This is a genomic window from Trinickia violacea, from assembly GCF_005280735.1.
GTDB lineage: Bacteria > Pseudomonadota > Gammaproteobacteria > Burkholderiales > Burkholderiaceae > Trinickia_A > Trinickia_A violacea.
Map to the genome: position 1 here is coordinate 1,125,614 of NZ_CP040077.1, position 21,122 is coordinate 1,146,735.

General features: G+C 66.1%; 19 protein-coding genes. 10 read left to right on the forward strand and 9 right to left on the reverse strand.

The window, feature by feature from the left end; all coding sequences use genetic code 11:
- Positions 1 to 55 precede the first annotated feature (55 nt).
- Complete coding sequence (locus FAZ95_RS05150) at positions 56 to 1,735, reverse strand: sensor domain-containing diguanylate cyclase (RefSeq protein WP_137331468.1); 1,680 nt, start codon at positions 1,733 to 1,735, stop codon at positions 56 to 58.
- Positions 1,736 to 2,195: 460 nt separating this feature from the next.
- Between FAZ95_RS05150 and FAZ95_RS05155 the strand changes: the two genes are divergently transcribed.
- Together FAZ95_RS05155 and FAZ95_RS05160 are read left to right on the forward strand one after the other, a co-directional pair.
- A complete protein-coding gene (locus FAZ95_RS05155; protein ID WP_137331469.1) occupies positions 2,196 to 3,950 on the forward strand; it encodes an ABC transporter permease in 1,755 nt (584 codons plus the stop codon).
- Positions 3,951 to 4,008: 58 nt separating this feature from the next.
- Positions 4,009 to 5,358, forward strand: coding sequence for an ABC transporter ATP-binding protein (locus FAZ95_RS05160; protein WP_137331470.1), 1,350 nt, complete (start codon positions 4,009 to 4,011; stop codon positions 5,356 to 5,358).
- 140 nt (positions 5,359 to 5,498) lie between these two features.
- Here the strand turns inward: FAZ95_RS05160 and FAZ95_RS05165 are convergent, their stop codons facing one another.
- The 3 genes from FAZ95_RS05165 to FAZ95_RS05175 form a co-directional block, all read right to left on the reverse strand.
- A complete protein-coding gene (locus FAZ95_RS05165) occupies positions 5,499 to 6,002 on the reverse strand; it encodes a hypothetical protein (RefSeq protein ID WP_137331471.1) in 504 nt (167 codons plus the stop codon).
- Complete coding sequence (locus FAZ95_RS05170; RefSeq protein ID WP_137334430.1) at positions 5,999 to 6,499, reverse strand: hypothetical protein; 501 nt, start codon at positions 6,497 to 6,499, stop codon at positions 5,999 to 6,001. The genes FAZ95_RS05165 and FAZ95_RS05170 overlap by 4 nt, the downstream gene beginning before the upstream one ends.
- Before the next feature lie 355 nt (positions 6,500 to 6,854).
- Entirely contained in the window at positions 6,855 to 7,916 is a 1,062-nt protein-coding gene (locus tag FAZ95_RS05175; protein WP_137331472.1) for a sigma-54 interaction domain-containing protein, read from the reverse strand.
- Positions 7,917 to 8,326: 410 nt separating this feature from the next.
- Here FAZ95_RS05175 and FAZ95_RS05180 point away from each other — a divergent pair, with 410 nt between their 5' ends.
- The 4 genes from FAZ95_RS05180 to otsA all read left to right on the forward strand — a co-directional run bounded on the left by FAZ95_RS05180 (position 8,327) and on the right by otsA (position 12,181).
- Complete coding sequence (locus FAZ95_RS05180) at positions 8,327 to 8,590, forward strand: hypothetical protein (RefSeq protein WP_137331473.1); 264 nt, start codon at positions 8,327 to 8,329, stop codon at positions 8,588 to 8,590.
- A 166-nt stretch (positions 8,591 to 8,756) separates the two neighbouring features.
- A complete protein-coding gene (locus FAZ95_RS05185) occupies positions 8,757 to 10,181 on the forward strand; it encodes a sigma-54-dependent transcriptional regulator (RefSeq protein WP_137331474.1) in 1,425 nt (474 codons plus the stop codon).
- Positions 10,182 to 10,339: 158 nt separating this feature from the next.
- On the forward strand, positions 10,340 to 10,558 hold the full coding sequence (locus tag FAZ95_RS05190; RefSeq protein ID WP_137331475.1) for a hypothetical protein: 219 nt from the start codon (positions 10,340 to 10,342) through the stop codon (positions 10,556 to 10,558).
- 201 nt (positions 10,559 to 10,759) lie between these two features.
- Positions 10,760 to 12,181, forward strand: a complete 1,422-nt coding sequence (otsA, locus tag FAZ95_RS05195; protein ID WP_137331476.1) for an alpha,alpha-trehalose-phosphate synthase (UDP-forming) — start codon at positions 10,760 to 10,762, stop codon at positions 12,179 to 12,181.
- 160 nt (positions 12,182 to 12,341) lie between these two features.
- Here otsA and FAZ95_RS05200 read toward each other — a convergent pair whose 3' ends face one another.
- The 5 genes from FAZ95_RS05200 to FAZ95_RS05220 all read right to left on the reverse strand — a co-directional run bounded on the left by FAZ95_RS05200 (position 12,342) and on the right by FAZ95_RS05220 (position 17,438).
- On the reverse strand, positions 12,342 to 13,850 hold the full coding sequence (locus FAZ95_RS05200) for an RNA polymerase factor sigma-54 (protein ID WP_137331477.1): 1,509 nt from the start codon (positions 13,848 to 13,850) through the stop codon (positions 12,342 to 12,344).
- Positions 13,851 to 14,079: 229 nt separating this feature from the next.
- Positions 14,080 to 14,538: a PA2169 family four-helix-bundle protein gene (locus FAZ95_RS05205; RefSeq protein WP_137331478.1), complete on the reverse strand. Its 459-nt coding sequence runs from the start codon at positions 14,536 to 14,538 to the stop codon at positions 14,080 to 14,082.
- A gap of 133 nt (positions 14,539 to 14,671) precedes the next feature.
- Positions 14,672 to 15,256 (reverse strand): hypothetical protein, encoded by a 585-nt coding sequence (locus FAZ95_RS05210; protein ID WP_137331479.1) that lies wholly within the window; start codon positions 15,254 to 15,256, stop codon positions 14,672 to 14,674.
- 231 nt (positions 15,257 to 15,487) lie between these two features.
- Positions 15,488 to 16,846, reverse strand: coding sequence for an MFS transporter (locus tag FAZ95_RS05215; protein WP_137331480.1), 1,359 nt, complete (start codon positions 16,844 to 16,846; stop codon positions 15,488 to 15,490).
- 82 nt (positions 16,847 to 16,928) lie between these two features.
- Positions 16,929 to 17,438, reverse strand: a complete 510-nt coding sequence (locus FAZ95_RS05220) for a YbhB/YbcL family Raf kinase inhibitor-like protein (RefSeq protein ID WP_137331481.1) — start codon at positions 17,436 to 17,438, stop codon at positions 16,929 to 16,931.
- Positions 17,439 to 17,755: 317 nt separating this feature from the next.
- Here FAZ95_RS05220 and FAZ95_RS39180 point away from each other — a divergent pair, with 317 nt between their 5' ends.
- Genes FAZ95_RS39180 through menD form a run of 4 tightly spaced genes read left to right on the forward strand, consistent with a single transcriptional unit; the run spans position 17,756 to position 21,121 of the window.
- Positions 17,756 to 18,364 (forward strand): hypothetical protein, encoded by a 609-nt coding sequence (locus FAZ95_RS39180; RefSeq protein ID WP_254699812.1) that lies wholly within the window; start codon positions 17,756 to 17,758, stop codon positions 18,362 to 18,364.
- 26 nt (positions 18,365 to 18,390) lie between these two features.
- A complete protein-coding gene (locus FAZ95_RS05235; RefSeq protein WP_137331483.1) occupies positions 18,391 to 18,921 on the forward strand; it encodes an HrpB1 family type III secretion system apparatus protein in 531 nt (176 codons plus the stop codon).
- A 50-nt stretch (positions 18,922 to 18,971) separates the two neighbouring features.
- Entirely contained in the window at positions 18,972 to 19,286 is a 315-nt protein-coding gene (locus FAZ95_RS05240) for an LLM class flavin-dependent oxidoreductase (RefSeq protein ID WP_137331484.1), read from the forward strand.
- Positions 19,283 to 21,121 (forward strand): 2-succinyl-5-enolpyruvyl-6-hydroxy-3-cyclohexene-1-carboxylic-acid synthase, encoded by a 1,839-nt coding sequence (gene menD, locus FAZ95_RS05245; RefSeq protein ID WP_137331485.1) that lies wholly within the window; start codon positions 19,283 to 19,285, stop codon positions 21,119 to 21,121. The genes FAZ95_RS05240 and menD overlap by 4 nt, the downstream gene beginning before the upstream one ends.
- Position 21,122: the final 1 nt, after the last annotated feature.

Consider the following 21,122-nt stretch of genomic DNA (forward strand, 5'->3'; position numbering starts at 1 on the left):
TCGGCGGGCGCGTCATGTCGCGACGCGAAACGGGTTCGACCGGTGCTCGCGACGCTCAGGAGGTGGCGAACGCGGCGCGTCCGGCGGGCGCGGGGCCGTCGGGAGGCAGGGCTTTCGTGCGGTCGCGCCCGGCCGATTTCGCCGCATACAGCGCGAGGTCGGCGCGGCTCATGATGCGCTCGGGCAAGTCGGTGCCGGACAGCTCGGTGATGCCGATGCTCACGCTCAGCTCGGCGCCGGCCGGCAGCCGGGCCGACGGCTGGGCCCTTAACCGCTCGTGCAGCCGTTGGGCGACCGCGAGCCCGTCCGTCAGCGTGGTCGCCGGCAGCACGATGCCGAATTCCTCGCCGCCGAGCCGGCCGATCGCATCGCTCGTGCGCAGCTCGAGGCGGCAGATCGTGACGAAGTGCTCGAGCGCGCGGTCGCCGATGGCGTGGCCGAAGCGGTCGTTGATCTGCTTGAAGTGGTCGAGATCCGCGATCGCGAGGCACAGCGGCTTGCCGCCCGCGCGCGCCGCGGCGATCTCCTTTTGCAGCAGGTCGAGGAAGTAGCGGCGCGAGAGCGCGCCCGTCAGCGCGTCGTCGCGCGCCTCGGCCGACAGCAGCAAGTTGGCTTCCTGGAGCTGCTCCGCGAGATGGCGGGTGGCGCGATGGTGGCGCTTTTCGCGCAGGTAGGACGCGCCGATCAGATAGGCGAGCATGATCGAGCCGGCCAGCAGCACGAACACGAGCAAATGCAGGTTGCGATGGTTGCGCAGCAGTTCGGGCCACGAAATGAGCGGATCGACGAGATGTGCGGAGAGCCCGGAGTTCAGCCCGCCGCGCATCTCGTAGAGCGAGGGCGTATGCGTGCCGGGCAGCTCGAAGATCTGCTTGCCAAGCGCACTCGGCACCCAGGGTGCATCGTGTGCCACTTGTGAGGCGAGCGGTTGCACGCCGAATTCCGGAAAATCGGTGCGCAAATAGATGTTCTCGCGCTCGTCGGCGCTCATCGTCTCGACGCGCGCGTGGGGCAGCGCGCGGCCGGCCACTGCGCTGTCGTGCGCCATGATGATGACGCCGTTCTCGTCGGCGATGAACGTGCCCGCGCGCGCGACCCAATGGCGCAGCCGCGCGATGCCGAGCTTGGCGACGATGGCCCCGACGAGCTCGCCGTCGTCGTACACGGGCGACGCGATGAATATCCCGGGCTCGCCGCTGCTGCGGCCCACGCCATATGCCTGCGTGAAGCCGCCGAGCAGCGCTTCCGCCAGATACGCGCGCGCTGCCATGTCCCGGCCGACGAACGAGTTCGGCGTAGCCGCGTTGCTCGAAGCCACGCAAAGGCCCCGCGTATTGACGAGCCAGATGTTGTCGAGACCGGAGAAGCCCTGGGCGTTGTGCAGGAAGTCGCTGATGCCGGCGAGCTGCGGGTCTTTCAAGAGCGTCTCGCGCAGCTCGGGTTCCATGGCGGGGCGCTTCGCGGCATAATTCTGCGCCTGAGACAGTGCGCGCTGAATCATGCGCATTTCGGCGATGGTTTCGGGAATTGCGCGCGCCATTGCCAGATCGCTTGCAATCATCTGCGCCATGTTGTCGGCGGCGGCCGACGAGATCTGCCGCTGCGTGACGATGGCGTCGTCGAGCTCACGCTCACCCATCTGATCGGCCACCAGACCCGCGACGATCCAGCAGGCGAGCGTGACGATCATGAGGCTCGACAGCGCAATCGCCCGGCGCAGGGTGGGGTGGTTCATCGACTCTCGGATCCGTCTGACAGTTGCGTGCGGTTAGCGGTATGGGTTGCGGTGCGGGGCGCGCCGGGCGGTGCCGCGGCATCTCGAAATTCTAACTGGCAGGCGGCGTCATGCCCATCACCCGCGGTGCGCAGCGTTTTTGCATCATCCGGCACCGAAAGGTTGTGCGTGAAACATAGGTTGTAGTAGTGTCGTGCCGTCAAAAAGCAGGAAAGCCAGTCAGCCTTCGAGCGCATCGGAATGCGCCGCCGCCGGGGGGTAGCGCGTGCTGACTAGAGCGCCTTAGCAGTCAACGAAATTCCGCACTCATGCGTCTTGTCATGTCCTCATATCGCTTTCCGAATCGACCTTTTGACTGGCGTGACGCTCACGCCATACGCCATTCGCATGCGATCTGCCGCTTAGTGGCCGGCTCGCCAGCAGCGGACCATTCACCGTTTCTTGCCGCGGAGGGCGCCTGATGGACTTCGGCTTCAACCTGAATCGGACCGCCAATGCGTCGGCATGGCGGCTTATGCCCAATCGCTGGGATTTCGTTGCGTTTCCGCTGATCATCTGCTTGATCGCGATGGCCGCGATCGGCTTCCACGAGACGATGGAGCCGATCGCAACGCTCAAGACTCAGGTGATCTCGACCGATCCATCGAATCTGCCGGAATACGCGCTGCGCACGACGCTGCGCATGCTCGCGGCAATGGTGGCGTCGCTGGTGTTCACGCTGGTCTACGGCACGCTCGCGGCGAAAAGCCGGCGCGCGGAGAAGGTGCTGATCCCGATCCTGGACATCCTGCAGTCGGTGCCGGTGCTCGGCTACATCTCGTTCACGGTCACGTTCTTCATCGCGCTGTTCCCGACCCGCGTGGCCGGTGCCGAATGCGCGGCGATCTTCGCGATCTTCACGGCCCAGGCCTGGAACATGACGTTCAGCTTCTATCAGTCGCTGACCACCGTGCCGCGCGATCTCGACGAAGTCTCGCGCGGCTTCCATCTGACCGGCTGGCAGCGCTTCTGGAAGCTCGAGGTGCCGTTCTCGATGCCGGGGCTCATCTGGAACATGATGATGTCGATGTCGGGCGGGTGGTTCTTCGTGGTGGCGTCGGAGGCGATCACCGTCGGCAACAACACGATCACGCTGCCGGGCATCGGTGCGTATCTCGCGCAGGCGATCTCGGACAAGAACCTCACGGCGATCGGCTGGGTGGTTCTTACAATGACGATCGTGATCCTCGCCTACGACCAGCTGCTGTTCCGTCCGCTCGTCGCGTGGGCCGACAAGTTCCGCATGGAAACCACGAGCTCGGGTGTCGCACCGGAGTCGTGGCTGCTCGACGTGGTGCGCCGCACGCGCCTCATTCATCAGCTGCTCGTGCCGGCCGGCTGGATGTTGGCGCGCACGGCGCGTTTGCCGTTCCGTCTGCCCTCGGCGAGCGGCGTGCGTTTCGCAGTGCCCAGGTTCGAGAAGGGGCCGTCGCGCATCGGCGACATCATCTGGGGCATCGTCGTGCTGCTCGGCACGGTGTATGTGGTCTATCGCGTGATCGCCTATGTGCGCACCGGCGTCACGGTGAGCGAAGTGGAGCATGTATTCGGGCTCGGCTTCATCACCCTGTTCCGGGTGGCGATTCTGATCGCGATCTCGTCGGTGATCTGGGTGCCGCTTGGGGTGCTGATCGGGCTGCGTCCCGCGCTCGCCGAAAAGATCCAGCCGCTCGCGCAGTTCCTCGCCGCGTTCCCGGCGAACCTGCTGTTCCCGGTGTTCGTGATCGTGATCGTGAAGTTCAATTTGAACCCGGATATCTGGCTGTCGCCGCTGATCGTGCTCGGTACGCAGTGGTATATCCTGTTCAACGTGATTGCCGGCGCAACCGCCTATCCGAACGACTACAAGGAAGCGGCGACGAACTTCCGCATTCGTGGATGGCAATGGTGGCGCCAGGCGATGTTGCCCGGCATCTTCCCGTACTACGTGACCGGTGCGATTACCGCTTCGGGCGGCGCATGGAACGCGAGCATCGTCTCGGAGTTCGTGCAATGGGGCGACACCAAGGTCCAGGCCCACGGTCTCGGCGCCTACATCGCGCAGACCACGGCCGCAGGCGACTTCCCGAAGATCATTCTGGGCATCGCGGTGATGTCTTTGTTCGTCACGCTGTTTAACCGCATGTTGTGGCGTCCGATGTTCCGATACGCCGAATCCAAGCTCCGGCTCGATTGATCGGCTTCATCCGGCACCTCATCTGAAACGTAGTTAGCGAAACCAAGAGTAACGCGCGATGCAAAATTCCAAAGATGCTGTAGCTGCTACGCCGGTGCAGGCGCCGGCCGTTTCCCCGAGCGCTGGCGGCCGCGAGATCCTGAACGTCAAGGACGTGTGCCGGGGCTTCGACAAGGCGCAAGGCGAGCTGCTGGTGCTCGACGACGTGAATCTGACGCTGCACGAAGGCGAGATCGTCGGGCTGCTCGGCCGCTCGGGGTCGGGCAAGTCGACGCTCCTGCGCATCATCGCGGGCCTGATCCAGCCGACCGACGGCCACGTCGACTACCTCGGCAAGCCGCTCGACGGTCCGGCCAAAGGCGTCGCGATGGTGTTCCAGACCTTCGCGCTGTTCCCGTGGCTCACCGTGCTGCAGAACGTGGAAGCGGGGCTGGAAGCGCAGGGCGTCGGGGCGCGCGCGCGTCGCGAGCGCGCGCTTGCCGCGATCGACCTGATTGGTCTCGACGGCTTCGAAAACGCCTATCCGCGCGAGCTGTCGGGCGGCATGCGGCAACGTGTGGGCTTCGCGCGCGCGCTCGTCGTCGACCCGACGCTGCTCTTGATGGACGAGCCGTTCTCCGCGCTCGACGTGCTGACCGCCGAAACGCTGCGCACCGACTTGCTCGACTTGTGGACGCAAGGCCGTCTGCCGATCAAGTCCGTGCTGATCGTCACGCACAACATCGAAGAAGCGGTGTTCATGTGCGACCGCATCCTGGTGCTCTCGTCGAACCCGGGCAAGGTGATCGCCGAGATCAAGGTGCCGTTCAAGCATCCGCGCAACCGTCTGGACCCGGCGTTCCGCCGCCTCGTCGACGACATCTACGCGAAGATGACCGCGCGCCGCACCGATGAAACCGCCAAGAAGGGGCTCGAGCTGGGGAGCTGGCTGCCGGAGGTGTCGACCAACCTGATGGCGGGTCTGATCGAGACGCTGGCCGCGGCGCCGTATCACGGCCGCGCGGACATGCCGGAAATCGCGCGCTCGCTGCATCTCGAAGTGGACGATCTCTTTCCGATCGCCGAAGTGCTGCAGCATCTGGGCTTCGCGGAAATGCGCGAAGGCGACATCTTCCTCACGCCGCCCGCGCGCGTGTTCTCCGAGTTCGGCACGCAGGAGCGCAAGATGATGTTTGCCGAGCATCTGCTGCGGCACGTGCCGCTCGCCGCGCGAATTAAGAAGGTGCTCAACGAGCGTCCGGGACATCGCGCGCCGCGCGTGCGTTTCGAGCAGGAGCTGGAAGATTTTCTGTCGGACCAGGCCGCTGAAGAAACGCTCGACGCGGTCATCAACTGGGGCCGTTATGGCGAGATCTTCTCGTATAACGACCAGACCGAAATTTTCAGTCTCGAAGACGTGGAGTCTTGATGGCCTCTTGATTGCCGATAGGGCTCGGCCCCGGTCCTGTCTGCTGCGCCCGCGAGTGTGATTCGGCGCGGGTCATGTGCCGCGGACAACCCGCCCCGCAACGCAGCCGCTAATCTCGGCATGTCTTGCGGGGCGATTTTTTATTGCAAGTTGCCCCACCGATCCACCGCCGGCTCCGCCGACGCCCACTTCCATCCCTGCGGAGCCTGACACGCGGTGGCCGTGTACCAGTCTTCATGCGCGTCCGGGTCGTCGCCGTCCGCGACCGAGAACACGAAATCCTTGCAGAGCGTGAGCGCCGAGGCGAACGCGCGCGTCACGCGAATCCGGCCGTGGCCGTTCTCGACCGGCAGCCAATGCTTGACCTGCCACGTTTGCGTGCCATCGACCGGCGTCACGCCGACGAGCGACGCGATCGCATCCTGCTGATCCTGATGCATGCGCTTCATCGTGCGGTTGACCGCTTCGTCGGTGGCCGCCTGCACCGCGATGCCGACGCCGATGCCCACCGCCGGGTTCGTGGTCACGGCGCCGGTGGCGACGCCCGCCACCGCGCCGCTAGCCGCGCCGATCGACTGGCAGCCGGACATGAGAAGCGTGCTCGCAGCCAGCGCTGCACCGCCGACGATCAGACGCACGCTCATTGCAGCGCACCCCAGCGGCCGGTCGCCGGCTCGGCCGAGGCCCACTTCCAGGCGTTGCCGTCGCGGCAGATCGAGGCGACGTAGAAGGCGCTTTGCGCGGGTTTGTCTTGGGTCGCGGCGGTGTCGACCGAGAACACGATTTCCTTGCAGTCGAGCGCGCCGCTGCTGATCGTGCGGCTGACGGTGACGCGTCCGCGCTCGTCGTCTTCGATGGGAATCGAGTGCGAAACCGACCACGATGCGATCCCGCCGACATCGAGCGGACCGGCCGCCTGCGCGATCTGGTCCTGCGCGAACGCGTGCGCGACGCGTTGCGTGTATTTGACGCCGGCCTGCGCACCCGCGACAGCGCCGAGGCCGATGCCGGTCGCCACCGCGGCGTTGTTCGTGACCTTCGCGGCAATCGCCGCGCCGCCGATGCCGGCGCCCGCCGTGGCGCCTTGGTAGTAGACCGAGTTGCAGCCGCTCAACATCGATGCCCCCGTCAGCAAGAACATGGCGGTCAATGGCGCTTTGCAGCGCCAGAGGAAGCGGGGCAAGGGTGGCATTCTTCTTTCCTTCTATTGCTGTTCATTGCTTGCGTTGCGGCGGCTCGCGCGTGCTCGACTCACATGCGCCGCGCGGGCGCACGCGCATTGTGAACGATCGAATTTGTAATTGGCAAAACAGAAATGCAAAGGATTGCAAATCTTGCGGCGGTCGAGCGTGTTTTGTGCTTGGCGCGCTTGCGGAAAGGGTGCGTGTGCGGGGTGCGATTATCGCTCGGAGGTGCGAGCGGTGTCGTTGTGCGAAGTCACGTCATTCAATTCGAGATGACGCTGGGCCTGTCATCAGTGTGAACAGGCCCAGGCTTCATTCTTCGCTTGCAGACGTGTCTTCTTTGTCCTCGTATGAACCGAGCCGGTTGTACAAGGTCTTGAGACTCACGCCGAGCGCCTTGGCGGCGCGGCGCTTGTCGCCGCCGCAAAATTTCAGCGTGCCGAGGATGATTTGCTTTTGCGCGTCGGCGAGCGGCGTGCCCACCCAGACGCTCATCGCGTCGCCCTGCGTGACGGCCTTCTTCGCGCGCGACGCGAGCCGCGGGTGTTCGATCTCGATCGTCTTCTCCGCGAGGATGAACGCGCGATAGACCGCGTTCTTCATCTCTCGCACATTGCCGGGCCACGAGTAGGTGCGCAGCGTGTCGAGCGCGCGCTTGCTGAAAACCTTGCTGGTGTTTTCCTGCGCGTTCATCTCGTCGAGAAAATGCTGCGCGAGCAATTCGCGGTCGCCTTCGCGCTCGCGCAAGGGCGGTGCACGCAACGGAAACACGGCGAGCCGGTACATCAGGTCTTCGCGCAAGCCGTTTTCCTTGACGGCGACGAGCGGATCGCGATTGGTCGCGGCGATCACGCGCACGTCGCTTTGCAATTCGTCGGTGCCGCCGACCCGAAAGAACGTGCCCGTCTCGAGCGCGCGCAGCAGTTTCACCTGCCGTATCGGCGCCATCTCGGTCACTTCGTCGAGAAACAGCGTGCCGCCGTTCGCGTGCTCGAAGTAGCCCGCGCGGCCCTGCACGGCGCCGGTGAAGCTGCCGCGCTCGTGGCCGAACAGCTCCGCTTCGATCAGGTTGTCGGGGATCGCGCCGCAATTCACCGCGACGAACGGCGCATCCTTGCGCGCGCTGCGCTCGTGGATCGTGCGCGCGATCAGCTCCTTGCCGGTGCCCGATTCGCCGACGATCAGCGCGGTGGCGTCGGTGGCCGCCACGCGTTCGATGTGCTCGTAGAGTTCCCGCATCGCCGGCGACGAGCCGTACAAACTGCCGTAGCACTCGAGGCTCGAGGACTTGCGCGACGCGCGCTTTTCGGGAGGGGGTGTGCCGCTATCGCCAGGCGTTTCCGCCGTCGTATCGAGGTCGCTTGATGCCGACATGAGCCTTGTCCCGCAGAGGCGAGTTCGACCGTCGAGGCGCGCTCGGTGCACGGGCGCACGCTTCTCGTTTCGATCTCGATCTGCTATCGCGAAAAGGGTATTTAACCATGCGTGGCGCGGCTGTCGATGTAATTTCTGCAGGCATGAAACGTGCTGATTGTCGAGATTGCAACTTTCCGGAACTCATCGCGGCCGCGGCACTCCGATTTCAAGATAGGGACAAGACGGGGCGGTGCGGCGGCCGGAATATCGGCTGATTCGGCCCTCTTGCGGCCGTCGCGTTCGTCGGGCCGCTATGCTTGGAAAGCGCTCGAACGGCCCGCATCCGCTGCTTCCCGGCGAGGTGTCCGGCAGCATCGCGCGGGTGTCCGTCATTCGTGCATCAGCCAAAACAGATCAGGGGGACTCCTATGGCTCGCCCCAGAATCGGCATTTTCGGTGCGCTCGTCGCCGTGGGCGGCATGCTCGCCTGGCACTGGTCACAGAAGCACCGCGCCTCGCAGACGCGGCTCGTGCAGGACCTGAGCCGCTGGGAAAACGAGGGTGGCGCGGTGGCGGCGTCGACCCAGACCGCGCCTTTGCCAGTCTCCCCGAAGGCGGAGAAGGCCGATCAGGCCAATGGCCGCGCGGACGGCGGCAACGAGCCCGGCGTCTGGCATTTCCCGCACGGCTGAACCGCGAGGCGCGGGCGGCGCATGCATGCCGCGATCCGCGCGCAAAACGTTTCAAAACGTTTCATTTCGGTGCATTTGGCTTTGGCGTGCAACAATGGGGCTCGAAAGCGGCACCTGCCGCTCGCATTGTTGTGAAGATAAACCTACTGGAAGCACTCGACCCACAATGCCTCATGTACTGATTGTCGACGACGACCCGAACACCCGCGACGCGCTCGCGGAGATCATCGGCGCGGACGGTCTGACGACGGCTACCGCGGGCGACCTGCGCGAAGCGCGCATCCAGCTCGTGCGGCAGACGCCGGATGTCGTGTTCACCGATCTAAAGCTGCCGGACGGCAGCGGGGTCGATCTGTTCGAAGATCTCGATCCGCGCTCGGGCGTCGAGATCATCGTCATCACCGGCCACGCGACCGTGGAATCCGCGGTCAGCGCGCTGAAAATGGGCGCGGCCGACTACCTCGTCAAGCCGGTCAACCTGCAGCGCGTGAAGGCGATTCTCGAGCGCCTGCCGCGCGCGGGCGACCTCAAGGCGCAGATCGGCACGCTGCGCGGCGAGCTGCGCAGGATGGGGCGCTTCGGCTTGATGCTCGGCAGCTCGCCCGCGATGCAGGAGGTCTATGACCAGATCGGCCGCGTCGCGCCGACGGCGGCCTCGGTGCTGCTCGTGGGCGAATCGGGCACCGGCAAGGAGGTCGCCGCGCAGACCCTGCACGAGCTGAGCCTGCGCCGCAAGCACGCGTTTCTCGCGGTCAACTGCGGCGCGATCTCGCCGAACCTGATCGAATCGGAGATGTTCGGCCACGAGCGCGGCTCGTTTACCGGCGCGGATCGTCAGCACAAGGGCTATTTCGAGCGGGCGAACGGCGGCACGCTCTTTCTCGACGAAATCACCGAGATGCCCGCCGAGCTGCAGGTCAAGCTGTTGCGCGTGCTGGAGACGGGCGTCTTCATGCGCGTGGGCACGACCAAGGAGATCGAGACCGACGTGCGCGTGATCGCCGCGACCAACCGCGATCCGGAAGAGGCGGTGCTCGAAGGCAAGCTGCGTCTCGATCTCTATCACCGGCTCAACGTGTTTCCGATCAGCCTGCCGCCGCTGCGCGATCGCGGCAGCGATGTCGGCCTCCTCGCGCAGGCGTTTCTCGGCGAGCTCGATGAGCGCCACGGCACGAAGAAGCAGTTTCCGTCGGCCGTGAGGGAGATGATGTCGTCGTATCCGTGGCCCGGGAACGTGCGCGAGCTGAAGAACTACGTGCAGCGCGCGTACATCATGGCAAGCCCCGGTTCCGATACCACGGCGACCGTGCCGCTGCAGATCTCGCTGTCGAAGCCGTCGACCGGCACTGCCGTCACGATTCCGTTCGGCACGTCGCTCGCCGACGCGGACCGGCAACTGATCCTCGCGACGCTCGAGCAGTGCGGCGGCGTGAAAACGCGCGCAGCGGAGATCCTCGGCATCAGCTTGAAGACGCTCTACAACCGGCTCGTCGAATACGGCGACGACGCGAACAAGGCTGCGGCGGCACGAGAGGCCGGCGAGGCGTCGGCGGCCGCGGGCGAGGCGGGTACGCCGGGGGCATCGGTGTAATCGGTGTAAGCGGATAAATCACAGCCGTTCGCTGCGCCGCAATGTACAGGTTACAAATATCGCGAAATTGTTACCGCACGAATTTCCTGCCAGCGTCTAGACTAATTGGTTGATATCCCCGCTTGAGGCGCTCGCCTTCCTTTCGTTGGAGGCAACACATGAGACACCCAGCCTTGCGGCGCTCCGCGCGCCACGCTCAGAAGCGCGAAATGCGCAGCAGTGCGGGTGGCAGCGCGCCGCCGCAGCCATCCCACGATCCCGCCTCGCAGAATCGGCCCGCGCCCAACGCCCCGCCAGACGGGGATCACAACCAGGGTGGCGTGCGCCAGGAAGGCATCGACTATCAGCGCGACCTCGGTTCCGAGCAGGACGCCTAAGTTTTTTCGCGGCACGCTTTCCGAAGCCATGTGTTCCGCGCGACGCCGGGCGGCGTCGCGTGGGCGCGCTTGTGCGCGTTGCATTTTCATACAACTTTTTCGAGCGGCTTAGAGACGTGAGGCACGCAGCTTGCGTAGCCTCTCTATCGAACGAAGTGAAAGCTTCGCTCATGCCATGACAATCGAAGAGGGATAGCCGTAATGAGCAGACTAATCGTGGTATCGAACCGCGTTGCGCCGACGCAGGAGGGCCGGCCCGCCGCAGGAGGTTTGGCCATTGGCGTACTCGACGCGCTGAAGGAAACCGGCGGGGTCTGGTTCGGATGGAGCGGCGAGATCGTCGGCGAAGCGGGCGAGCCCGTCATTGAAAAGCACGGCAATGTGACCTATGCGACGGTCGGGCTCTCGCGCCGCGACTACGACCAGTACTACCGCGGATTTTCGAATGCGACGCTATGGCCCGCGTTCCACTATCGCACGGATCTCGCGCGCTACGACCGGCAGGAATACGCGGGCTATCTGCGCGTCAACGCGATGCTCGCGAAGCAGCTGAAGGCGCTCCTCAAGCCCGACGACATCATCTGGGTCCACGACTATCACTTGCTCCCGTTTGCGCAGTGCCTGCGCGAGCTGGGTGTCGCCAATCCGATCGGCTTTTTCCTGCACATTCCTTTTCCGGTTCCCGAGATGCTGCGCACGGTGCCGCCCCACGAAGAACTCGTGACGGGCATGTGCGCCTATGACGTGCTCGGTTTCCAGACCGACGCGGACCGGCAGTCGTTCGTCGACTACATCGAGCGCGGGCATTTCGGCCACGTGAGCGAGGGCGGCATGGTCCACGCGCACGGTCATATGTTCAAGGTCGCGGCCTATCCGATCGGCGTCTATCCGGACGCGATCGCCCAAGCCGCGCAGCAGTTCTCGGACCGCAAGCCGGTCAGGGCGCTGCGCGAAGCGATGCGCGGCCGCCGGGTCATCATGAGCGTCGACCGGCTCGACTATTCGAAGGGGCTCGTCGAGCGCTTCCAGGCGTTCGAGCGGTTCCTGCTCAACGCGCCGGGCTGGCATGGGCGCGTGTCGCTCGTGCAAGTCGCGCCGCCGACGCGCTCTGACGTGCAAACGTATCAGCGCATCCGGCAGACCCTCGAAGGCGAGGCGGGGCGCATCAACGGCCGCTTCGCGCAGCTCGACTGGACGCCGATCCAGTACCTCAACCGCAAGTACGAGCGCAATCTGTTGATGGCGCTCTTCCGGATGTCGCAGGTCGGCTATGTGACGCCGCTGCGCGACGGCATGAATCTCGTTGCGAAGGAGTACATCGCGTCGCAGGATCCGGCGGACCCGGGCGTGCTCGTGCTGTCGCAATTCGCGGGCGCGGCGGAGCAGCTGCCGGGCGCGCTCGTCGTGAATCCGTTCGATCTGTCGCAGATGGCCGAGGCGCTCGAGCGGGCGCTGTCGATGCCGCTCGAAGAGCGGCAGGCGCGTCACGCGGACATGATGGGACCGTTGCGCGAGATGGATCTGTCGAAGTGGCGTGACGCGTTCCTCGCGGATCTCGGGCATGTCGCGACGGCCGCGACGGTGACGCGCAACGCGGTAAAGTTCGCGAATATTGCCGCGTGAGATGGGTTCGCTGACGTGCGCGGCGCTGCGTTGAAGTGCGGCGTCGATTCGGGTTCGCGCTCGAGCGTTTCCAGCGATTCGATTTGAAAGGGGGCACCGCTTTTCAGGCGGCGCCCCCGCTCTTTGTCTGCGCTGCTTACGTCGCGTTTGTGTCGACGTTTCACCGCTGCCGCAACTGCGCAGGCGGCACCTTCATCAGATTCCGATACTTCGCGACCGTGCGCCGCGCGACGATCATGCCTTCCTGCGCGAGCAGCTTCGCGAGGCTCACGTCGGAGAGCGGATCGTGCACGTCCTCCTGCGCGATCAGCTCCTTGATCAACGCGCGCACCGCCGCGGCCGAGCAGCGTCCGCCGGTTTCGGTCGCGAGCTTGCGCGGGAAGAAGTGGCGGAATTCGAAGATGCCGCGCGGCGTCGCCATGTACTTGTTGCTCGACGCGCGCGAGACCGTCGATTCGTGCAGGCCGAGCTCGTCGGCCACTTCGCGCAGCACGAGCGGCTTGAGCGCGATCTCGCCGTAGTCGAAGAACGCCTTCTGATGCGCGACGATGCATTCGGCGACGCGCTGGATTGTCGTGAAGCGCTGCTCGGCGTTGCGCAGCAGCCAGCGCGCTTCCTGAAGCTGCTGGCCGAGCGGCGAGGCGTTCGTGCCCGTGGCCTGCGCGAACATCTCCGCGTACACGCGGTGGATGCGCGCGCGCGGCAGCACAGCCGGATTGATCGCGACGACCCACTGATGCTTCGCCTGCCGCACGATCACGTCCGGCACGACGTAGTTGTCGGCGGGATGCGCGTACGCTTCGCCAGGCTTCGGATCGAGCCGCCGCACGAGCATGGACGCGACGCGCAGCGCATCGGCCGAGCAGCCGGTCTGCTTTTGCAGTTCGGCGTGCTCACGGCGCGCGAGGCGTTCGAGGTGGTGTTCCGCGATTTCGAGTGCGAGCGCGCGGCCGGGCGTGTCGTCGGGCATGGCCTGCAATTGCAGGCTCAAGCATTCCGACAGCGAGCGCGCACCGACGCCCGGCTTGTCGAGCGTCTGGACGAGCCGCACCGCGACGCGCAGCTCCTCTTCGGTGAGCGGCGGATCGGCCTCTTCGCAAACCTCGGTGAGTTCGGCGAGCGGATCGCGCAGATAACCGTCGTCGTCGAGCGCTTCGATGATGATCTGCGCGGCGACGCGGTCGCGGTCGTTCAACGGATACACGTTCAAGAAGCCATGCAGCTGCTCGTGCATCGTCGGCTGCGAATGCGCCCAGCTGCCGGGGTCGACATCGTCGGCATCGCCGTTGTGCCGCGTGCTCGCGCGCGTCGACCAGTCGGCGGCGAACTCGCCTACCTCGCCCATGTCGCTCGCGGGTTCGTCCGCGTGTGCGTCCATCGAGGCGGCGCCGGCGGCCTCGGCGCCGTCAGGCGTCAATTCGGCCGAGGCGGGGGCCGCAGCCGCCGCGTCGGCTTCATACCCGGGGTGGACCTCCGCGTCGCCCTCGACGGGGGGCTCGGCATCTTCCGTCGATGGCTCGTCGAGTTCGAGGAACGGATTCGTGTCGAGCGCTTGTCGCACTTCCTGTTCGAATTCGAGCGAAGACAACTGCAAGAGGCGCACCGATTGTTGCAGGCGCGGCGTCAGCGCGACGTGCTGCTTGTGATGGAGTTCGAGAATAGGCGGCATGTTGAGCGTCCCGTGGATAGCAAGGTTCGCTCCTGTCCTGCAATGGCCGTACCAGTTTGCACAACCTGCTGATTTGCAGGGATTTTGGCTTTCAGAGAAGCGCGTGAGCGCGCACTTTTTACAACGCGCCCGGCAAAAGTGCGATGAATTTGGCGCGAAAAAAGCGGCCGCTCGATTCGGAGCGGCCGCCTCGTCGCGAACGGGCTCGATGGGGAGCGAGTGTGGCGCGTTACGGCTTCATCGTCCCGCCGCCATGCTGGGTGCGCAGCGAGCGAAGGCGGTCGTGATTTTCGCGCACGCCTTGATATTGCCGTTCGACAACTTGCCTGACGTCGGCCGGCAAGTCCGCATCGAGTGCCATCCGGTAGTGGTGCTCGGCGGTATCTTCGCCGCGCTCGCATTCGGTGAGGATCGCTTGATCGCTGCGGCCTGAGACGACAGTCTTGACGCCGAGCCAGCCGCGATGCAGCGCGCCGCCCATCGACCCATGGTTCTCCGGCCTGCCGCCCAGTCCCCGCACGAGGTCCTGCAATTCGCGCGCGTCCCGCGTGCAGTCGTTTGCCCGGCTCGAGAACAAGAGCTTGAGCTGCTGGTCGCGTGTCGCTTCGGCGGCTTTGTGAAATTCGCGTTCGCCGTCTTTCGACGTTTCCGTGAGATCGTTCAGCACCGCAATGACATCGGTTGACATAAGGGCCTCCAGAGACGTAACGACGCGAGACGCGCGTCGGGGGCGGTCGTGCTTTCACGCATAGGCCATGCCAGCGGCGGGACCATCGAGCCGCGCGCAGGTTTGCGCATGAGTAACCGATCGCGCCTTGCCGCTACGCTTCGCGCTGATTCATTTCGGCCATCGGCGTCGGCGTTCGGTTCGGATCGAAGTCGGACCAGCGGCCTTGCTGCCAGCGTCCCGTCGCGCGCTCGATCGCCATGCCGCCGGCTTCGCGCAGCACCGTCGCGGCCTCGAGCTGATTTTCCGGGGACACGTGCACGGCGACGAGCACGCCGGAATCGCCCAGTTCGTGGTGGATGGCATGTGCGACCGAGTCGTGCAGCGACGGGACGGTGCTCGCCCTGTCGTGCAGCGTCGCGCCGATCATCGAGCCGATGTAGGCGCCCACGCCTGCGGCAATCACCGCAATCACGAGCGACGTCGTGATCGACATCAAAATCGCGACCCCGACGATCGCGCCCGCCACCGCGCCGATCGTGGCGCCGCGGCTCGGGCCCTTGATGCCGTGCAGCACGGCGGCGCTCGGATGCTCGGATGTTTTTCGCGCGTGCTGTCCGCGCGGATTCACGAAAAACAGATTGACGTCTTCTTCGACAAAACCGCGATTGAACAGCTGCTGGGCGGCAGCCTCGGCGGCGGGGAAGGTGGCGAAGCGTCCAGCGACGATGAATGACATGGCGCCTCCTTGGCATCGTTAATTAACTATGCGTAGAGGCCCGGCGGCGCGCCGCAACAACGCGTGACGCGGGCACAAACTTAGAGTAGTGCTCGGCACGCGAGTGCGGAAAGTGCGGGTTTTTGCGGAGAAAAAAATGTGGCAGGCGAGGCGTGCGCGTGCCGCACGCTTGAGGCGCATTCAGCGCGCACGCGGCCGGCGCAAGCTGGTTATCAGCGTGAACAGGCCCTTCTAGGGCACGCTCGGCTGCATCACCCGCAGCGTGCTCACTACCGCCGCCACGGCGGCAAACGCTGCGGAGACATAGAGCGACACCGTCGGCCCGCTGACCGGCGCGATGCCGAAGATCAGCGCGACGAGCGCGGCGCCCAGCGTTTGCCCCGTGAGGCGCGCGGTGCCGAGCATGCCGCTTGCGCCGCCGCTGCGCTCGCGCGGCGCGGACGACAGCAGCGTGCGGTTGTTCGGCGACTGAAAGATGCCGAAGCCGGCCCCGCACAGCGCCATGCGCCAGGCGATGTCGAGGGGCGTCGGTTGCGTGCCGAGCGTCGCGAGCAAGAGGAGCCCGGCGGTCAGCGCGACCAGACCGGCGCCGCCGAGGATGCCCGACGAGTAGCGGTCCGACAGCACGCCGGAAAGCGGCGCAGCGAAGATGATCGCGAACGGCCAAGGCGTGATCAAGAGACCGGTTTGCACCTGCGAAAGCCCGAGCGTGTTCTGAAACAGGAACGGCAGCGAAACGAACGCGAGCATCTGCGCGCAGAACGAACAGATCGACGTGCCGATCGACAGCGCGAACACCGGAATCTTCAAGAGATCGACGGGAAGGAGCGGCGCGGCCTGCGTCAGCTGCCGGCGCACGAAGAAATAGCCGATGACCGCGGCGCCGAGCAATTCCGCCGCCGCGTAGCCGGCGTTTTCGCCGTGGCCGAGGCCGTCGATCGCGACGATCAAGAGGCCGAATACGAAAGCGTTCATGACCGCGCTCAGGTAGTCGTACGGCGACTCGTGGCCGGGATTGGTCGGCAGCGCCCTGACGGCGCCCAGCGAGGCCGCGACGCCGATCGGCACGTTGATCGCAAAGAGCCACGGCCAGGTGGCGACCGACAGCACGGCCGACGCCACCGTCGGCCCCACAGCCGACGACACCGCCACCACCATCGCGTTGATCGCGATCCCGCGCCCGAGCTGCGCGCGCGGATAGATCATGCGCACGAGCGCGGTGTTGACGCTCATGATGCCGGCGGCGCCGAAGCCTTGGATCACGCGTGCGGTCGCGAGCATCGCAAGCGACCCGGAGAGCGCGCAGCCGAGCGAGGCGACGGTGAAGAGCACGAGCCCCGCCGTGTACACGCGCCGGTAGCCGATCCGGTCGCCGAGCGAGGCGAGCGGCAGCAGCGAGATCGTGATCGACAGCTGATAGGCGTTGACGACCCAGATCGACGCGGCGGCGCTTGCGTGCAGATCGCGCGCGATGGTCGGAAGCGCGACGTTCGCGATGGCGCTGTCGAGCACGGCGAGCGTGATGCCGAGCGCGACGACGACGATGGCCCAATAGCGTTGCGGCGGGGGCAGACCTTGTTCGTGGTCCATCTCGATGGGACGTGGGGGAAATGAAGCAAAAGCGGCGGGCCGCGCGTGTTGCCGCGCAGCCCGCCGCGTCGTGCTGAGCCGCTTACTTGAGATCGTAGAGACCGGTGTAGGTCGTCGAGTCGATTTCGTTCAGATGCGTCATGAAGCGCGCCACCGCATTGGTCGTTTCAGCGGTGATCGGCAAATTCGCGACCTTGAGCGCGTGCAGACGGAAGATGTAGCGATGCGTGCGGTCGCCGCGCGGGGGCGCCGCGCCGCCGAAGCCCGGCGTGCCGTAATCGTTCTTCACCTGCAGCGCGCCGGCCGGCAGGAGGGCGCCGTCCGCGCTGCCCGCGTTGCGCGGGAGCGAGCGCGCATCGGCCGGGATATTGACCACGACCCAATGCCAGAAGCCGCTGCCCGTCGGCGCATCGGGATCATGGATCGTGAGCGCGAAGCTTTCCGTGCCTTCCGGCGGCGAGTCCCACTGCAGTGCCGGCGACGTGTTGCCGCCTCCGCCGTCGACGCCGAACGTCTTGTCGTTCATTTCCTGCGCTTTCGTCATGAAGCCGTTGGCGGGAAAGTCGTCGGTCCAGATTCTGAAATCTGCCATGGGATGCCTCCTTTAAACAGGGGTTCGAGGTGGGGCTGACGCGCGGTTGGCGAGACGGAAATGTGACACGGCGTGTGACACATCGCGATGGGCTCGGCAAACGCGCCGCAAACGCGCCGGTTGGCCAATCGAGTTTATATCACCGCTACCTGTCTGGCCGCCGGCTTCGCATCCGGCGACGACGCTTCGTATCGGCGCAACCCATCCCCCGGGGTGTTTATAAGCTGCGTAAGAGCCGCAAGCGGTGGCTTTTCCTAGAGGCTGCGGCACACCGATCACGAGTCTTCTTCGCACGTCCACTTTGAGGTGACATAGCAATGAATTCGATTTCGTCCGCTTACTTGAATCCGACCACCACGCCGAGCACCACGTCCAGCACGGGACAATCGTCGGCGACCCAGGAGGTCGAGCAGCTGCTGCAAGACATCGAGAACCTGCTGGAAAGCGCGAGCGGCGGTGGCAGCTCGAACCCCGGCGCGGGCTCGAACCCGGGTGGCGGCAGCCCCCAGCCGACCAGCTTCGCGAGCACGACGCCCGGCGCAGGCGCGCCTGGCGCGGGCGGTGCCGGTGGCGCAGGTGGAGCCGGCGGGGCAGGCGGCACGGGTAACGTCGGCGTCGGCGCGGGCCAAGGTCTGCATGACGTGAAGATCAATTCGCAAGCGGGCGGCGAAGCGCTGCACTTGCAGGAAGACAGCCAGGGCAACCTGTACAACGGCAGCGGCGATTCCGTCGGCCGCATCAACTCGGACGGCAGCGTGTCGCTCAACTCGGGCGCGACGAAGGAAATCCAGCGCCTCGAGACGGGCAACAATCCGTTCGGCATCCCTCTCACCAAGCCGCAAACGAGCGACGGCGGCAACGCCACGTTCTCGTCCTCGCAGGTCACGGTCGAGGCCGGCGATTTGAACCAGTCGAACGACTTCTAAAGCGTTAGCCGACGGAGACGCGGCACGTGCATCGAAGCGGTGGAACGTCGGCCAACCGTGCGGCGAGCGACGCGGCGTTGCCTGCTCATCCTTCGTATGCGCAGTGCCGCGACGAGGTCGTCGGGATGCTCCTCAAGATTTTCTCGCTCGGCTTGAAGGATGCGCCGCGCGAGGATCTGGAGGACATCCTGCTCGCGTTGCGCGTGCTGCGCCGCGACGCGCTCGCGCTCGAGCTCGGCGAAGTTCGCCTGCGCATCCGCGAGACCGACTGGATCGGCGCCGTGCGGCTCTTGAAGCGCCTCGAATCGGTGGACAAGAGCAACGCGGCGTCGATCGCTTTGCTGGCCGGCTGCCTCTTCAAGCTCCAAGACGACGAGTGGCGCCGCTATGTCGCGAATCTGCTGGGCGACGGCGCGAACGGCGCCGCGCTCGCGCTCGTGAGCCGCTTCATCGAGACGAGCGAAACCGTGCGGCACCTGCCCAATGGCCCTGCCGTCGACGACTTGCGCACGCGCATCGCCGACGTGCTGCGCACGGGCGGCATGTCGACTTATTGAGCGTGCCCTCACAGCACGCAGATCGTGCACCGAACACCCCGGGAGATGAAATGCAAATCGGCAGGTTCATGACCATGCCCGCACCGGAGCCGCGGCCCGACGCCGAGATCCTGTCGCGCGGAATCGAGCTGGCCGTCGCCGCCGAACAACTGGGGTTGAGCCATGTCTGGCTCGCCGAGCATCACTTCACGAACTACGCGTATTCGTCGCGGCCGCTGATGCTGCTCTCGCATATCGCGGCGCGTACGTGCCGCATTCGTCTCGGTGCGCTGCCGCAAGCGCAGGTGCTCGCGTCGATGCGGCGCTTTGCCGAACACGTGATGCCGGCGTTCGCCGAGGCGCACGTCGAGGAGATGCCGGCATGAATGCGCTAGCGGCACGGGCTGCGGACGGGGCGTTGCCGAACGAGGGTGATGCGGCTGCGGCACGGAACGTGATGCGTGGCGATGCCTCCGTCAGCGGCACGCCCTCGGCCTTGAACGACCTCTGGCTCCATTGCCTCCTCGATGCGCTCGCCGCGCATGGCGTGCGCCGCGCGGTGCTCTCGCCGGGCGGCCGCAGCGCGGCGCTCGTGCTCGCCGCGCGCGAGCGCAAGAGCTTCGTCGATACGCTCGTCTGCACCGACGAGCGCAGCGGCGCATTCGCGGCGCTCGGCATGTCGAAGATGACGGGCGAAGCGGTGCTGATCGTCACGACCTCGGGCTCGGCCGTGGCGAACCTCGCGCCCGCGCTGACCGAAGCCGATGCGTGCGGCGTGCCGCTCGTCGTGGTGAGCTGCGACCGGCCGCGCTCGCTGCGCGGCACGGGCTTCGGGCAGATGACCGACCACATCGGCGCCTGCCAGGCGTTCGTGCGCGCGAGTGTCGATCTCGACGATCCGCTCGATTCGCCCGATGCGCTGATGACGATGCGCGCCGCCATCGATGATGCGCTCGCGCGCTGCCGGACGCCGCGCCGCGGCCCCGTGCATATCAACGTGCCGATGCTGGGCCGGTTCGATTCGACCGAATCGCCGGAAGCATCGGCGGCGACGCTGGCGGCGGCGCGTGTGCCGCTGGCCGCGCAGACCGGCAGCGCCGACGACGCTACCGCTTTATCGCACGTCGCGCCCCTCGCACACCTCGCCGCACGCCTGCCGTTGATGCCGGGCCTGCGCGGAATGATCGTCGCGGGCCCCGAGTGCGGCATCCCGGGCGACGTCTTCGACGCGTTCTGCGCCCGTACCGGCTTCCCGGTCATCGCCGACGCCGCCAGCGGCTTGCGCGGCTACGGCCGCGCGGACGTCGCGAGCGGCTTCGATGCGCTCGCGGTGCCGTCGCCGCTCATGGCACGCGCGCCCGATCTCGTGATCCGCTTTGGCCACGCGCCGGTGATGCCGCAAGTGCAGAACTATCTGCTCGCGCATCGTGTGCCGACGCTCAAGGTGTCGATGCTTCCCGCCGCCGCCGATTATCTGCATCCGTCGTTCGTGCCGCTCGTCGCGCCTTCGCCGGCGTTGCTCGATGCGCTCGCCGAGCGGCTTGCGCCCGGCGACGAGAAGTGGCGCATGGCGTGGCGCCAGTCGAGCGCGCGCGTGCGCGCCGCGCGCGGTCAAGCGCTGGCGGAACAGGAGTGGGGCGAACTGGTGGCCGCGCAGCAGATCTTCACGCACGACGGCTTCGATTTCGTGCAATTCGGCAACTCGATGCCGGTCCGCCACGCCGATTTGTTCGACGACGTTCGCCCGCGCGTGCGAGCCGCGTTGTCGAACCGGGGCGTGTGGGGGATCGACGGCACGGTCGGGACGTTCATCGGCGCCGCGCGTGCACGCGGCGATGCGGGTTTGCTCGTGCTCGGCGATCTCGCGATGTTGCACGACCTGCCGGCGCTCGCGAGTGCGCAGCGCCACGCGGGATGCGCCTGCATCTGCGTGATCAACAACGAGGGCGGCGCGATCTTCGATTTCCTGCCGCTCGCGCAACGCCCCGACTACCGCACCGCCGTGCGCAATCCTCACGCGATCGATTTCGGCTGCCTCGCGGCGGCCTTCGGCCTGCGCTTTGCGCGCGTGGCCGATCGCGAGAGCCTCGCCGCCGCGCTCGACGCAGCCCGCGCGCACGACGGCGTGACGATCGTCGAAGCCGCGGTGCCTGCGGGCTCGGCGTGCGCGCAGATGGACCTGATGATCGCCGGGATGACGGCGTCGCTGCGCGGACGCTGAT